This window comes from Ferrovibrio sp. GW821-FHT12F09, assembly GCF_058806775.1.
In genome coordinates, this window is the sequence record NZ_JBXAPZ010000002.1 from 824,358 (window position 1) to 837,464 (window position 13,107).

The following is a 13,107-nucleotide window of genomic DNA, read 5'->3' on the forward strand; positions in this document are numbered from 1 at the left end:
CGGCACTTGTGCCGTAATATTTCACCGCTTTGCAGCGCCGGATGGCGCCGCGTCCCGATGATGGAAACACCAGATGCATCGCATTGACCACCCCACCGCAGCTGAGAACGAAAATGGCGTAGGCAAGGATGGGTTTACCGAGGGCAACCCCGGTACCGGCACCCCGGCCACGGTGGTCACCGGGAAATTCCTGAATTCCATCCAGGAAGAAATCGCCCACGTTGTCGAAGAAGCCGGCATCACGCTGGACGATGAAGATAACGAACAGCTGTATGATGCCATCGCGGCCATGATCGCTGCGAATATGCAGAACGGCCAAGAGATTATCACCGCCGGCGAAGATATCGCCATTCGGGACCTGATCTATCAGGACATTTTCAACCAGCGCGGCGGTGGCGCAACCAAGTGGTACAAGGTTGACGCGGATGCGGTCGGCCCGGTTCGCATCTCCCCTCGCCTCGGCATTGCCGCCGCCGCCATCGCCAGCGCCGCCACCGGTCTGGCGCAAGTGCGCTCCGGTCGCGTTGGTGGCTTCGGCGGCCTCACCGCTGGCGCGCCCATCTGGGCATCTGCAACCGCTGGCGCACTGACCCAGACGCCGCCCGCCATCCCGGCCACCGGCACTCAGATTGCTTCGCGCCTGGTCGGCTATGCGGCAGACGCCACCAACGTTGATTTCGTCCCGGTTGGTGACACGATTTTCACCAAGTATGCCGATGACCTTGCAGTTGGTTCCACCACCACCGTGGAACACTTCACTGATGCCGGCGCGCGCGAGCGCGAACCGCATGCCTATGTTTCGGTGGGTCAGGTTATCATCCCGCAAGGCACCGGAACCATCGTCGGTAATATGACCGCGCTTGGTGGTATGGCTGCTGCTTTCGATGGCAATACCAACCAGCCGGACTCCGCCTGCGCCCGCGGCGCTCTGGCGACAGACAGTTACATTGGCAAGAACTGGGGCGGCGGCGTCACCAAAAAGATTTCCCGCGTCGATATGTACCCGACGAACAATTACGGCTTCAACAACAACGCCGCCGTGGGCGACACCATCAACATGAAAATCCAGGGCAGCAACGATGGCAGCACCTGGGTTGATCTATACACCGAGAGTTTCGTTGAAACGCTTGGCGTTAAAAGCATCACCAGCGGCATCAACCAGACTACCGCTTATCAGTATCATGCGGTTCACCTTGGCAATAACCCCACAGGTTACATGGGGATTTGCGAAGTCATCTTTTATGAAGAACAGGTGGCCCGTCAGGAACCTTGCCTACTCGGCTCGGATACCATCAACGGCGCCGAAAGCAACCTGGTTGCCGTCCGCTACGATGACGGTGCCGGCGCGAACGCTGACACCAAAACCACCTTTAAAAACCGAACCGGTTCCACCCGCGACCTCGCGGTGGAAGTCGTCCTGTAACCTGAGAGGCAACCCATGGACCTGCTGCTATTCTTCATTGATGCGTGGGGTGCTGCGGCCGGCACCCTTATGGTCAGCCAGTCGCTGAAACTCATCTATGCCCTGGTGGGCTGGCTGGCAATCATGCTTGCGTTGCGCATCTTCGACCTGCTGCGCGGCGTGCCGTTCCGCAGTGTTGATACCAGCCGCCCCGAGATGCACGGCTACTATGGTTTCCGCTTCCTTGGGACGTGCCTCTACTTTGCCGCCGTGATGGCCTTCGCCTGCCTATGCCTGGTCATCATCGTTCCGACCAGCAGCGCTACCGCACAGGTTTTCACTGGGAAGTATGATGCCCAGATCATGGGTGCATCCAAGCGCTACCTGCCGGGCGTGCCGTGGAAGCTGTGGAAAGCGCAGCTGTACCAGGAAAGCCGCCTTGACCCATTCGCACGCAGTCCGGTTGGTGCTGAGGGCCTTGCGCAATTCATGCCGGCCACCTGGGCGCAGGTATCAAAGGCCATGGAACTCGGCGGCGCCAGCCGTACCGATGCTGCCGCTTCAATCCATGCCGGCGCATTTTATATGGCCAGTTTGCGCCGGCAGTGGAGCGCGCCTCGCCCCGAGGCCGACCGTCACGACCTTGCCATGGCCAGCTACAACGCCGGCATCGGTCACATCTTGTCCGCGCAGCGCGCGTGCGGTGATCCGGCGGGATACACCGCCATCATGTCCTGCCTGCCGCAGATCACCGGCCACCATGCGCGTGAGACGCTTGGCTATGCGCCCGGCATCCGCCGTTGGTGGGCGAAGATGGAAGCCAGTTGATGAGCGGCAGCGCGAGGCTCTGGACAGCAATAACGCTCTGGGTCCTGGCCGGCCTGTCCGGTTCCGGCGTGCCATGGCTGTCCGGGTTTCTGTGCTGTGCAGGTTTCGCTGTCATCATGCGAGAGGGTCAATAATGCGTAAATTCTTCTCTGCTGCAGTCGGCATGTTCACCGGTGGTGGCGCGCTGCCAATCATCATTGGTGGCCTTCTCATCGCCGGCGTGATTGGAGGTGGCTACCTCTACATTCGCGCGCTACAGGCCGAGGCGGAAAGCCTGACCATCCAGCGCGACGATGCGGCCAAGGCCGCGCGTATGGCGGTGTTGACCCACGAAAATTACAAGACCGATATCGGCCGCGCCCTTTCGGCCGAGCGGCGCGAAACCGCAAAGCAGTTGCAAAGGGCCGCCAAGACCGAAACCCGAAAAAGTGAGGTGATGAATGCGCCGCAAGTTGATGATGGCCCTGTTGCCCCTGTGCTCCGCCGTGCTCTTGACGGGCTGCGCGGAGATGTACACCGCCCCGCCACAGATCGCGGTGGAGCGCCAACCGGTTCCGGCCAGCATGCTGGACGCGCCGGCGAAGCCGCTGCCGCCCGGTGACGGCGCCACGCAGCGCGATGTGGCGCTGTATGTTCTGACCCTGGACCTGCACGCAGATGAACTGGCCGGCAAGCTGGCGGCTCTGCGTGAGGTTGTGACCGTGGTGGGGGAATAATGCTGTCCGCTCTGCTGATCCTCTCCGCCGCCGTCGTCTGGGCCGTCTGGCGCCGCGTTCTTGGCGGCTGGCTTTCTGTCCCGCGCTGGTCGGCCGTGGCGGTGGGTTTCGCGCTCGCCGGCGCCGCATGCTGGCTGATGGGTCTGCCAGCCTGTCTGGCCGTCGCCATGTCGGCAGCGCTCATCTGGACGCCCGGCCATGGCTGTTACCAGGATATGGGCAACGGCCCCAAGGTGGATGATGAATGGATGCGGCACCTGCTGCAGCTGCTCCCTTGGCCCCGCGGCATCGGCACTACCGGGTACGATTTCAGCGGCATGGCGATGCTCTATACCGCCATGGCCGTGCCGGTGGCCATCCTGCTGGCGGTCGCCGGCGCCGGCTCGGCCGCGTGGCTGTACCTGGCCACCGGCCCCGTCATCGCGCTGGTCTACTACGCGGGCAGCCGTGTGCCTGGCTGGGGCGGTCGCCCTGGCCCCGATGGCCCGGTATTCGGGCCGGTGGATGGCTATACTTCCTTGGGGGAGTTGGTCAGCGGCGCGGTGCGCGGCGGCGCTGCAATTGCCTTGCTGACGGTGGCATAGCCGCGCGGGGGCACCGCGCGGCGACCAGTACAGACCCGGCTTAAACGGCCGGGTCTTTTCCTTTTGCGACAGAGAACACCAGGCCGGACTGGGCCATGGCCGTGCGGATATCGTCGGTGATATCCGGCACATTCAGCATCATGCCGCTGATGGGCCGCCTGACGCGCACCAGGTTGGTGTAGCGCTCCGCCAGCACCTCGGCCGCCTGCCACACCGGAACGGGCTCACCAGGCTCTGGCAGCGGCGTGGCGGGGTGCTGCACCACCACGCGCGGCGCCGGCGGCGGCTGTTCCGGCTCGTGACGGCGGGAAGCCTGTTCTTTCTGCTGTTCCAACATCTCGCACAGCAGCACGATGTAGGGCGGAACGGTGCGGTTCCGGTTCACGTTCGACCATGCTTTGGTACTTTCCTCGCTGGCGTGCAGCGTGGCTGCGGCTTCCGCATTGGTCTTGATGCCCATGCGGTCTTTCCAGGCCTGAAACTCCGGGGCCTTCCAGCCGCCCTCTGCCGGCGCCGGGTCGGCCGGCTGCATGATGGCGGCCGGTTCGGCCTCGGTCTGGGTGATAGAGGGTGCTTCGCTCACGTCTGATGCTCCTATGCAACTTTGGAAAGAGAGGTGGTTGCCGGGCTGGTCGCCGCCCCGCTGTGGCGTCGCCAAGCGGCCACGGCCGCGTCGGCATATTCGTGGGTGAGGCCGCCGAACAGCTGCGCCATGATCGCTGCATGGCGCCGGCCGGCATCCGCAGCGGCCCGCGGATTGTTCGTGGCAAGGTGCTTGCCGTATTCAAAGGTGAGGAAGGCTTGGTAGTCTTCCAGCGTGGGGCCATTCAGCACCACATCAGCCAGCGTGATTGCGCGCATCAGGCCCGGCCTCCCTGGACGATTTCGATGTGATGGGGCTTGCCGCTGGGGAGGCGGCCGACCGCCACCGCGCTACCGGTGGCCAGCATGGCGGCCACCAAGTCATCGTCCGCGTCAGCGAAAGGCAGGCCGCAGTGACCGCACCGCCACCCGCCGCTGCCCGTGCGCACCAGGGCGCCGCCATGACCGATGGTGACGCCGATGGCGGATTTTACTTCGTCGCGCGTGGGCACGGTCATGCTGCAACCCGCCGCTCGGTCAGCGCATAGTCACCCCACTGTTGCGCCATGGCCTCTGCCATCGCCGGGAAAAATCGGCTGCGTTCTTTTCCACGATCGCTGCCGGGAGACATGCGCCAGACCTTGTTCCAGGCCTTCCATTCGTCGCTACCGCGCACCGGCTCCGGCAGTCGGTTGGTTTCAACCAGCTGCGGAAGGCCGCGCAGGTACCAACCCGTCGTCTTGTATTCTGGGTGGCCGAACCAAAACGGATGCACCAGGTGCGGCTTTGGCAGATCGGCCGGCATGCGCCTGCGCGCAATGTCATGCATTTCAGGGTTTTCGACTGCCACCAGATCGACTGGCGCCCGCCAGCAAGCTGTGAACAGGTCTAACCCGTCATAGAATTCATCCTTCATGCTCTGCCATGTACGGCCGCGCGGCAGCTGCTTTGGCGGGGTCATATCTCCTTTGCCAGAAAGCCACCGCCGACCAGATCGGCACAGCCGCGTGCACGGTGGGTGCATCACCACCAGCAGGTCCCAACCGTCATTCAGGATGGTTCGCACGTCGCCGGTGATGTGGCGGTTGCTGCGGGTTTCGCTGGGAAGCAGGTCGCAGGACCATGCGTCAAAGCCGCGGGCCAAGAAGGCGTCGCGCACCACGCCGCTATATTCGCAGCCGATGAGAACACGGGGAGTGGTGGCCATCTCAGGCCTTCCGCGACCAAATCATAACGCAGATTTCAGCCAACCTTTTCGCAGTGGCTTTATCGGCCTCGATATGCAGGTTGGCGCATTCTTCCAAGATGGCCTTGGTAAGCAGCTTCACTTTATCTGGCTTCGTCATCTCGTTTCCCCATCTTCGCGCCTGCGCCCCATCGCGCCGGTGTGTCAATCCATATTCCGGTACATAGTACCTGTCAACGGTATTTCTCACCTGTTGATGAAAGAAAAAAGGCCGAGCGCGAGGCCCGGCCTTTCGTGGTCTTGGGGATGGGGTCCCTGCGACCAATGGGAAGTGCCCGAAGGATCACCGCCCGGCCGCGGCGTCTAGAACACCGTGGCAGCGCGTTTATAGCGCATGGATGCTGAAAAAAACAGGGGTCCGGCACCGATTTGTACCGAACCCCTAGTTAGGGAGGAAACGCCCGAGAAGGGCATGCAACAGGCCCGGAAGCATGCCGCGGGGCTGACTATGGCCCAGCGGCTCATCGGCCGTCAACAGGTGAATTGTGCCGTTGACTTTCTCCGGCGGTCGCTGCAGGCTGGCGGCGCTGATGTTCCAACCGAACAGGGGAGGCCGTCATGCTGAAGTCCGCGTAGTGAGCGCGTCACCTAATCAACGATGTGTACATAGGCGTTTTTCAGTTTCGAGTGTGAGGGCCGGCCCGGCCCTGCGGTATGGCTGGTACGGCTCGCGAGGCTCCCAGAAATCCCGCCTAGAAGGTTCAGGGGTGCGGTGGCTGGATTAGATACCCAGCTAGCAGAGGCCGCACCCCGGCCAGGGCGTGAATACCCGGCTCGCCGCCGGCTGTCGTTTGGTAACGCGCGCGGCGGGCAATGAGATGGATGGCAGAGCGCGGTAACCCACCGTCACCCGCGCCGAGGCCATCCAGAGGCGGCCGAAAGCTGCCCCAGCTGGTGGAAGGCCGGCATACTATGATGGGGACTTAGAAGTGCAGCAGCAGACCGACAAAGCCGCCGTGGCCGACCAGGACGATGAGGTGGACCGCATCATTCGGCTGCCGGAGTTGATGCGCATTACCAGCTTCGGCCGGTCCAGCATCTACCGCAAGATGGCCAACGATCCCCGCCCCGCCCTGCAGGCTCCCGGCGCCCCTCTGCCCTTCCCGCAGGCTGTCAATCTGGGCGAGCACGCCGTAGGCTGGTGGCTGTCCGAGGTGATGGCCTATATGCGCAGCCTGCCGCGCGTCGGGTCCGATACCCCCAAGCGGAAGATGCCGCATGAAGTAAAAAATAATGGGGGTACGGCTGGGGGTATCAACGCAGCGGAGCGGCAGGCAGCCGCATAAATATCAAGTACTTAACCTAATCCGTTCTACGGTCACCCTCTCCGCCATCTCATCCCGCAGATTTGTCAGACGGCAGAAAATTCCGTGCCATGAAGCGGTCGACCGTCTCCAGGATCAGGGTCTGAGCCTAGGGGACAGTAAAGTCCATGGCTCAGATCCCGTCGTGCATCACTGCTGCGCTTTCCAGACGTCGAGGATTTCCGAACCGGTCGCCGCCCACACGCCTTTATGTTTCAGGATGTGGTCCAGTGCCGCTTCGAGGGCGGCGATGCGATATGGCTGGCCGATCACCCAGGGGCGCAGGGCGATCGACATGATGCGCCCACCCTGCTTTACCGCCTCCTCGTAGAGGACGTCGAACTGGTCGATCACCTGCTCGGTGAATTCCCGTTCGGTGTGGTGGTTCTTGATCAGAATACTGAAATCATCCACGTCCGGGGAATGCGGCATGCAGTAAAGCGGCCCCGACGCCGTCTTCATGGCATAGGGCATGTCATCATTGTCCCAGTCGCAGACATACTCGACCTTGCGGGCGCTCAGCAGATCGGGGGTAGCAAAGGATTCGGACTTGGCCGGCGACAGCCAGCCGCGCGATGCCTTGCCCGTCGCCTCGCCGATCACCTTCAGCGCCGCGTCGACATGACCGGCCTCTACAGCCGGGTCTAGGCCGCCATGATGCAGATGGTCCATATCCACACCATGAGCGATGATTTCCCAGTCCCGCTTCAGAATATCCTTGACCAGCGGGGGATAGCGTACGGCTACAGCCGCGTTGATCGCGGCGGTGGCTTTCAGCTTGCGCTGGTCCAGCACCTGCATCAGCCGGTAAATGCCGACGCGGTTGCCGTAGTCGCGCAGCGTATAGTGGCGCAGGTCCGGATAAGCCGTCGCCATCGCGCCAGGAGGCGCGAAGGGCTTGTTCGACATGTTCAGCGGAAACCATTCCAGCGCCGGCAGGATGAACAGCGCCACCCTGGCCCCGCCCGGCCATTCCACCGGCTTGCGTCGCGGCAGGATCGACCAGTCGTAGCGGTCGTGGTCCATGCCATAGCGGCGATTTTCGTATTTGAGGTAATCCGGCGGCAGGGTCATGGCGCGTCTCCCACCGGCTGCGAAGCTCGGGCAAAGTCGTCGTAGTGGTTTGCGATGAAATGCTGCGCGATCTCGCGGCCGGTGGCGAACCACACCTTGTCATGGCCAGCGATATAGGCCAGCGCTTCCTCGAAAGCCTTGATCCGGTACGGCCAGCCGACCAGGTAAGGATGCAGCGGGATGCACATCACGGTGCCCGACTGCTCACCCTCCTGATACAGCCGGTCGAACTGGGCCTTGATGATTTCACCATAGTGACGCGGACTCACCAGGTTGACGTTGTAGGCAATCACATCGTTCATCTCGAGCGAATACGGCAGAGCGATCAGCTTGCCGTTCCGGACCTTCAGCGGGCAGGGCTGATCGTCATGAAACAGGTCGCAGACGTAGCTGAGGCCCATTTCCGCCACCAGTTCCATCGTGCGGTCGGTATAGGTCAGCGCCGGCGCCAGCCAGCCATCGAGTTTCTGGTTCGTGTAGGTGCGGATCGTGTCGATCGAGTCCTGGATGACCGCCCGCTCCTGCTCCTCGCTCATATTCATCAGGTAGCGCGTGTTGTAGGTGCCGTGGCTGTAGAATTCCCAGCCGGCTTTCGAGCATTCCTCGATGATCTCGGGGCAGTGCTGGCACATCGCCACGTTCAGCGAAACGCTGCCACGGATATTGTGCTTGGTCATCGCCTCCAGCATGCGCCAGAAGCCGCTGCGGTTGCCGTAGTCGCGATAGGAATAGCCGGAGACATCCGGTTTCGGCCGCCCCCAGGCGGACCGCGACGGATTCACCGGCGGATCGATTTCATAGAACTCGATATTCGGCGCCACCCAGAAGGCCACGCGGGCGCCATTGGGCCAGCGTATTTTCGGGCGCGTCTCGCTGTAGGGCAGATAGTCATAGAGACCGGGATCGCGGAGCATGGCGGTGCGCCTTATTTCTCGTCGGGCTTGTACTGCTGCATGAAGGCGAGGGCCTCGGCGACCGGAATGACATCCGCATACTTGATCGACATGTCATACAGGTTGGCGAAATGCGGACTCTCATGTTTGTCGGATACGCATTCCTCCGGCACTACGGTGCGGAAGCTGCGCGACAGGCTGTCCACGACGGTGGCGCGGACACAGCCCGAGGTCGACCCCCCGGTCACTACCACGGTATCCACCTTATGGAAGGTGAACAGCGAACCCAGGTTGGTCTCGAAGAAAGCCGAGGCCATGCGCTTGTTCACGATGATGTCGCGCACATGATCGATCTCGCAGCGCTCGTCGAATTGCGAGCGGCGCGAGTCGACCTTGATATTCTGCAGCGAATCCGGCGTGTTGGTTCTGGTGCCCCAGATGCCGCAGTCTTCGCCCGATTCCATATAGGCCACGTAGGTCCAGACAACGGGGCAACCCTTCTCGCGAAACAGACGCGCCAGGCTGTTCACATGCTCGATCTGACGCGGATCGGTCTCGTAGGCTGTCGCGAATTCACCAACGCGGGTATAGGCATTCTGCAGGTCGACATTGATCAATGCGGGCTTGCGACCGAAACCGAAACGGCGGCGGGTCGGATTGGCTTTGGCCGCTTCGAAGAGTTCGCGCGCCGTCTTGTTCGATGTTTCCATGTGTCTCTCCAAATGCTTCAGCAACTGCGGCCAATGTCGGATAAGCTATCTTCACAGGCACGGCGAAGATAGAATCCCGTTTACTTGATCCACGAAAAATCCAAAAAGTATTGTGCTTCGAAAGTCGCGATCTTCTCGGCATAGCTCTTGGTCAGGCCGATTTCATCCACACCCTTCAGCAGCGCTTCACGCCAGAAGGCGTCGACCTTGAAGGCGATCTCGCGGCTATCGGACAGCGCGATGGTATTCCGCTCAAGGTCGACCGTCAGACTGCCGTCGGGCGTCTGCTCCACATGCTGCATGATCTCTCGCACCACCGGAACCGGCAGGCGGACCGGCAGAACGCCGTTCTTGAAGCAGTTATTGTGGAAGATCTGGCCAAAACTGGGCGCAATCACCGCGCGAAAGCCATAATCGTAAAGGGCGTAGACCGCGCCCTCGCGCGAGGAGCCGCTGCCGAAATTGCTGCCCCCGATCATGATCCGGCCCGCTGCGTAAGCGGGCTGATTCAGTACGAAATCGGGCTTCTGTTCGCCCGACTCGCTGAAACGCAGGTCATGGAACAGGAACTGGCCGTAGCCTCCGGATCGCGGATATTTCAGGAACCGTGCCGGGATGATCTGATCGGTGTCGACATTGTCCTGGTCATAGGGAACGGCAACAGCCGTGAGCTTTGTGAACGGGTCCATGCCTATTTCCCCAACCGGCGGATATCGGTCAGCTTGCCGGTGATTGCGGCAGCGGCGGCCATGGCGGGGCTGACCAGATGCGTACGCGCGCCCACGCCCTGGCGGCCGGCGAAGTTACGATTGGACGTGGAAGCGCTGCGCTTGCCCTTGCCGACGGTATCGCCATTCATGCCCACGCACATGGAACAGCCCGGTTCGCGCCATTCGGCGCCGGCATTGCGAAAGACCTGGTCCAGCCCCTCCGCCTCGGCCTGTGCCTTCACCAGACCCGAGCCGGGCACCACGATCATCGGCACGGTGACATTGCTGCCCTTCAGGATGTGAGCCGCGCTGCGCAGATCCTCGATGCGGCCATTGGTACAGGAACCAATGAAAACCACATCGATCGGGATATCCGTCAATCTCTCTCCTGGCGTCAGGCCCATATAGTCGAGGCTCGTCCTGATATGGTCGCGCCGGGCCGTATCGGTTTCGGCAGCAGGATCAGGAACAATGCCATCGATCGGCAGTACGTCTTCGGGCGTGGTGCCCCAGGTCACCATCGGCGCGATCGAGGCCGCATCCAGCGTGACCTCGCGGTCGAACACCGCGCCATCATCGGTCGGCAGCGTGCGCCAGTAATCGACCGCATGATCCCACAGGGCCTCGGATGGGCTGTAGGGCCGGCCATGCAGGTAGTCATAGACGGTATCGTCGGGTGCGATCATGCCAGCGCGTGCGCCCGCCTCGATCGACATGTTGCAGACCGTCAGCCGCTGCTCAACCGACAGGCCGCGGATGGCCGAGCCCGCATATTCGACGACATAGCCGACGGCGCCGGCGGTGCCGATCTTGCCGATGATGGCCAGGATCAGGTCCTTGGAGGCAATCCACGGCGCCAGCGCACCGTCTATGGTGATGCGCATGCGCTGCGGTCGCTGCTGCCAGAGCGTCTGGGTCGCCAGCACATGGGCATTTTCCGACTGGCCGATACCGAAGGAAAAGGCCCCCAGGCCGCCATGGGTGGAGGTATGGCTGTCGCCGCAGACCAGCAGCAGGCCTGGCAGGGTGATGCCCTGCTCCGGCCCCACGACATGCACGATACCCTGCCGCGGGTCACCCAGCGGGAAAGTCCGGACGCCGCTGTCCTTCATGTTCTGCTCGAAAATCCCGAGCATGCGGGCAACTTCCGGCGTTGGCTGGATCGGTGAGGCGGCACCCCGGGTCGAGACGTAATGGTCCGGGGTGGCGAAGGTCTGGCGTGGCCGCAATACGCTCAGCTGCTTGTTCCGCAGCATCTCGAAGGCGTGGAACGAACCGTCATGGACGATATGGCGATCGACATACAGCAGCGATGGCCCGCCCTCCTGCTCATGGATGACATGCCTCGCCCAGATCTTGTCGAACAGGGTGCGCGGCGCTGCGTCCGGCTGCGGGTCCCGGCCTGCCATGATCCTGCATTTCCCTCGAAGCAAAATGGGCGTCCGGCAAAACGCTAGTACACAGATTGAAATATAACAATTATATTATTGTAATGTATTGATGAGGTTTATTTATGAAAAATATCACGATCAAACAGCTCCGCGCCTTTATCACCGTCGCCCGCGAGAAGAACTTCACCCGGGCGGCGAGCCAGCTGGGCCTGTCGCAGTCGGCGCTGACCATCGCGGTGCGGCAGCTGGAGCAGGAAATCCGGCTGAAGCTGTTTGACCGCTCGACGCGCTCGGTGCAGCTCACCACCCACGCCAACGCCTTCCTGCCGACAGCAGAGCGGCTGCTGGATAACCTGTCGCGCGCCCTGCAGGATCTCAGCGCCATCGCCGAGCGGCAGAAGGGCACTGTGGTGGTGGCAGCGTCGGCTTCCTTCCTGTGCTGCATCCTGGCGCCGACGGTGGCGGCGCTGACTCGGAAATATCCCGGCATCCACATCAAGCTGCTCAACACCCCGGAAAATCTGGCCCGTCGCGTGCTGGAGGAAGAAATCGACTTCGGCATCGCCCATGTCTGGAAGCCGGTGCAGTCGCTGGAATCGCATGCCCTGCTGGAAGACCGCTTCGGCGTCGTCTGCCCGGCAAAGCACCCGCTGATGAAGATCGCCGGTCCGCTCTCCTGGGCCGATCTGCGCAAGCAACCGCTGGTCAGCATGGCGCAGGGCGCCTCCTCGCGCGAGATCATGGACCAGCACAAGAGCGTTTCAGCCCAGCTCGAACCGCCGGTCTGCGAGGTCAGCAGCATCTTCGCGCTCGGCGCGCTGATCGAGAACGGCATGGGAATCGCGACAATCCCCGAACTGGTCGCCCGCCCGATCGTCTCAAAGACCCTGGTATTCCGCCCCCTCACCCGCCCCAAGATCGAGCGCGAACTTTACATCGTGAAGCGTCGCGGGCGCAGCCTGACCCCTGCGGCTATCGAGCTCATCCGCTTCATGATGCAGACACTGGCCGAGATTGACGACAACCCCAATGTCAAAATTCAGCCGGCCGACGCTATCCTGCGCAGCGTTTCCGGTCAGCACGACTAGTCCCGGCGTTAGTCTTCGCCGCGACGCTCAGCGGAACAGTGTGTCCACGAAGGCCGCACCGATCCCCACCTTTTCGTAGTGGTCACGACAGAGCGCGATATAGTCGTGCACATCGAAATGGCCGACAGAGCCGCCGTTCTCGTCCAGCCAGATCAGCGGTCCGGTCACGGTGAAGAAAACCTTCATCGGATCCTTGTGTTCATAGGCCACCAGCGTATGGCCCTCGCCCGGCGTCTCGTAGACAAAATCGCCCGCCGTCGCCGTCCAGTCATGCTCCAGGTAGCCCCATTTGCCCGAGATCGTATAGGCAAAGACCTCATGCGGGTGGTAATGCCGGTTCACCAGGCCGGCGCTTTTCGCCATCAGGATGTCGCACCACTTGTTCTGCGATGGCGAAATCCATAGCGGCCGGGACGACACGGTATCGGTGAAGGGCACATAGAGGCGCTCGTCATCGGTCGGGGCGTTCTTTGTATAGACCTCGGGCAACGCATCGGGTTGAAACACCTTGGCGATCGGCTTGAGGTCTTTCCAGAATTCGGTAGTGGCAAGTTCGGGCATGGGGCAATCCTGTCTTGC

Annotated in this window: 17 protein-coding genes; 7 read left to right on the plus strand and 10 right to left on the minus strand. The window is 62.1% G+C overall.

Annotated elements, in window-relative coordinates; all coding sequences use genetic code 11:
* Positions 1-73 precede the first annotated feature (73 nt).
* From AC1ROB_RS17085 to AC1ROB_RS17105, 5 genes are all read left to right on the plus strand, one after another.
* The gene (locus AC1ROB_RS17085) at positions 74-1,423 is read left to right on the plus strand and encodes a hypothetical protein (protein WP_492969916.1); all 1,350 of its coding nucleotides are present in this window, start codon (positions 74-76) and stop codon (positions 1,421-1,423) included.
* A 15-nt stretch (positions 1,424-1,438) separates the two neighbouring features.
* Entirely contained in the window at positions 1,439-2,230 is a 792-nt protein-coding gene (locus AC1ROB_RS17090) for a transglycosylase SLT domain-containing protein (protein ID WP_492969915.1), read from the plus strand.
* A 133-nt stretch (positions 2,231-2,363) separates the two neighbouring features.
* Positions 2,364-2,831 carry a hypothetical protein gene (locus tag AC1ROB_RS17095; protein ID WP_492969914.1) on the plus strand — a complete coding sequence of 156 codons (468 nt, stop codon included), beginning with the start codon at positions 2,364-2,366 and terminating at the stop codon, positions 2,829-2,831.
* On the plus strand, positions 2,740-2,946 hold the full coding sequence (locus tag AC1ROB_RS17100) for a hypothetical protein (protein ID WP_492969913.1): 207 nt from the start codon (positions 2,740-2,742) through the stop codon (positions 2,944-2,946). Before AC1ROB_RS17095 ends, AC1ROB_RS17100 begins: the two co-directional genes overlap by 92 nt.
* A complete protein-coding gene (locus AC1ROB_RS17105) occupies positions 2,946-3,530 on the plus strand; it encodes a hypothetical protein (protein ID WP_492969912.1) in 585 nt (194 codons plus the stop codon). The genes AC1ROB_RS17100 and AC1ROB_RS17105 overlap by 1 nt, the downstream gene beginning before the upstream one ends.
* Positions 3,531-3,570: 40 nt before the next feature.
* Here the strand turns inward: AC1ROB_RS17105 and AC1ROB_RS17110 are convergent, their stop codons facing one another.
* Genes AC1ROB_RS17110 through AC1ROB_RS17125 form a run of 4 tightly spaced genes read right to left on the minus strand, consistent with a single transcriptional unit; the run spans position 3,571 to position 5,319 of the window.
* Positions 3,571-4,113: a hypothetical protein gene (locus tag AC1ROB_RS17110; protein WP_492969911.1), complete on the minus strand. Its 543-nt coding sequence runs from the start codon at positions 4,111-4,113 to the stop codon at positions 3,571-3,573.
* 11 nt (positions 4,114-4,124) lie between these two features.
* Entirely contained in the window at positions 4,125-4,391 is a 267-nt protein-coding gene (locus AC1ROB_RS17115) for a hypothetical protein (protein WP_492969910.1), read from the minus strand.
* On the minus strand, positions 4,391-4,630 hold the full coding sequence (locus AC1ROB_RS17120; RefSeq protein WP_492969909.1) for a hypothetical protein: 240 nt from the start codon (positions 4,628-4,630) through the stop codon (positions 4,391-4,393). Before AC1ROB_RS17120 ends, AC1ROB_RS17115 begins: the two co-directional genes overlap by 1 nt.
* Positions 4,627-5,319 (minus strand): hypothetical protein, encoded by a 693-nt coding sequence (locus AC1ROB_RS17125; protein WP_492969908.1) that lies wholly within the window; start codon positions 5,317-5,319, stop codon positions 4,627-4,629. The genes AC1ROB_RS17120 and AC1ROB_RS17125 overlap by 4 nt, the downstream gene beginning before the upstream one ends.
* A 968-nt stretch (positions 5,320-6,287) precedes the next feature.
* Here AC1ROB_RS17125 and AC1ROB_RS17130 point away from each other — a divergent pair.
* Positions 6,288-6,644 carry an AlpA family phage regulatory protein gene (locus AC1ROB_RS17130; RefSeq protein WP_492969907.1) on the plus strand — a complete coding sequence of 119 codons (357 nt, stop codon included), beginning with the start codon at positions 6,288-6,290 and terminating at the stop codon, positions 6,642-6,644.
* 168 nt (positions 6,645-6,812) lie between these two features.
* Here AC1ROB_RS17130 and AC1ROB_RS17135 read toward each other — a convergent pair whose 3' ends face one another.
* From AC1ROB_RS17135 to leuC, 5 genes are all read right to left on the minus strand, one after another.
* The gene (locus AC1ROB_RS17135; protein WP_492969906.1) at positions 6,813-7,736 is read right to left on the minus strand and encodes a polysaccharide deacetylase family protein; all 924 of its coding nucleotides are present in this window, start codon (positions 7,734-7,736) and stop codon (positions 6,813-6,815) included.
* A complete protein-coding gene (locus tag AC1ROB_RS17140) occupies positions 7,733-8,650 on the minus strand; it encodes a polysaccharide deacetylase family protein (RefSeq protein WP_492969905.1) in 918 nt (305 codons plus the stop codon). Before AC1ROB_RS17140 ends, AC1ROB_RS17135 begins: the two co-directional genes overlap by 4 nt.
* Positions 8,651-8,661: 11 nt before the next feature.
* The gene (locus AC1ROB_RS17145; protein ID WP_492969904.1) at positions 8,662-9,339 is read right to left on the minus strand and encodes an isochorismatase family protein; all 678 of its coding nucleotides are present in this window, start codon (positions 9,337-9,339) and stop codon (positions 8,662-8,664) included.
* A gap of 80 nt (positions 9,340-9,419) precedes the next feature.
* Complete coding sequence (gene leuD / locus AC1ROB_RS17150) at positions 9,420-10,028, minus strand: 3-isopropylmalate dehydratase small subunit (protein ID WP_492969903.1); 609 nt, start codon at positions 10,026-10,028, stop codon at positions 9,420-9,422.
* A gap of 2 nt (positions 10,029-10,030) precedes the next feature.
* Positions 10,031-11,458 (minus strand): 3-isopropylmalate dehydratase large subunit, encoded by a 1,428-nt coding sequence (gene leuC / locus AC1ROB_RS17155; protein WP_492969902.1) that lies wholly within the window; start codon positions 11,456-11,458, stop codon positions 10,031-10,033.
* A gap of 104 nt (positions 11,459-11,562) precedes the next feature.
* Here leuC and AC1ROB_RS17160 point away from each other — a divergent pair, with 104 nt between their 5' ends.
* A complete protein-coding gene (locus AC1ROB_RS17160; RefSeq protein ID WP_492969901.1) occupies positions 11,563-12,528 on the plus strand; it encodes a LysR family transcriptional regulator in 966 nt (321 codons plus the stop codon).
* 27 nt (positions 12,529-12,555) lie between these two features.
* On the opposite strand, the gene AC1ROB_RS17165 is transcribed toward AC1ROB_RS17160, so the two are convergent.
* Positions 12,556-13,089 carry a 2,4'-dihydroxyacetophenone dioxygenase family protein gene (locus AC1ROB_RS17165; RefSeq protein WP_492969900.1) on the minus strand — a complete coding sequence of 178 codons (534 nt, stop codon included), beginning with the start codon at positions 13,087-13,089 and terminating at the stop codon, positions 12,556-12,558.
* Positions 13,090-13,107 lie beyond the last annotated feature (18 nt).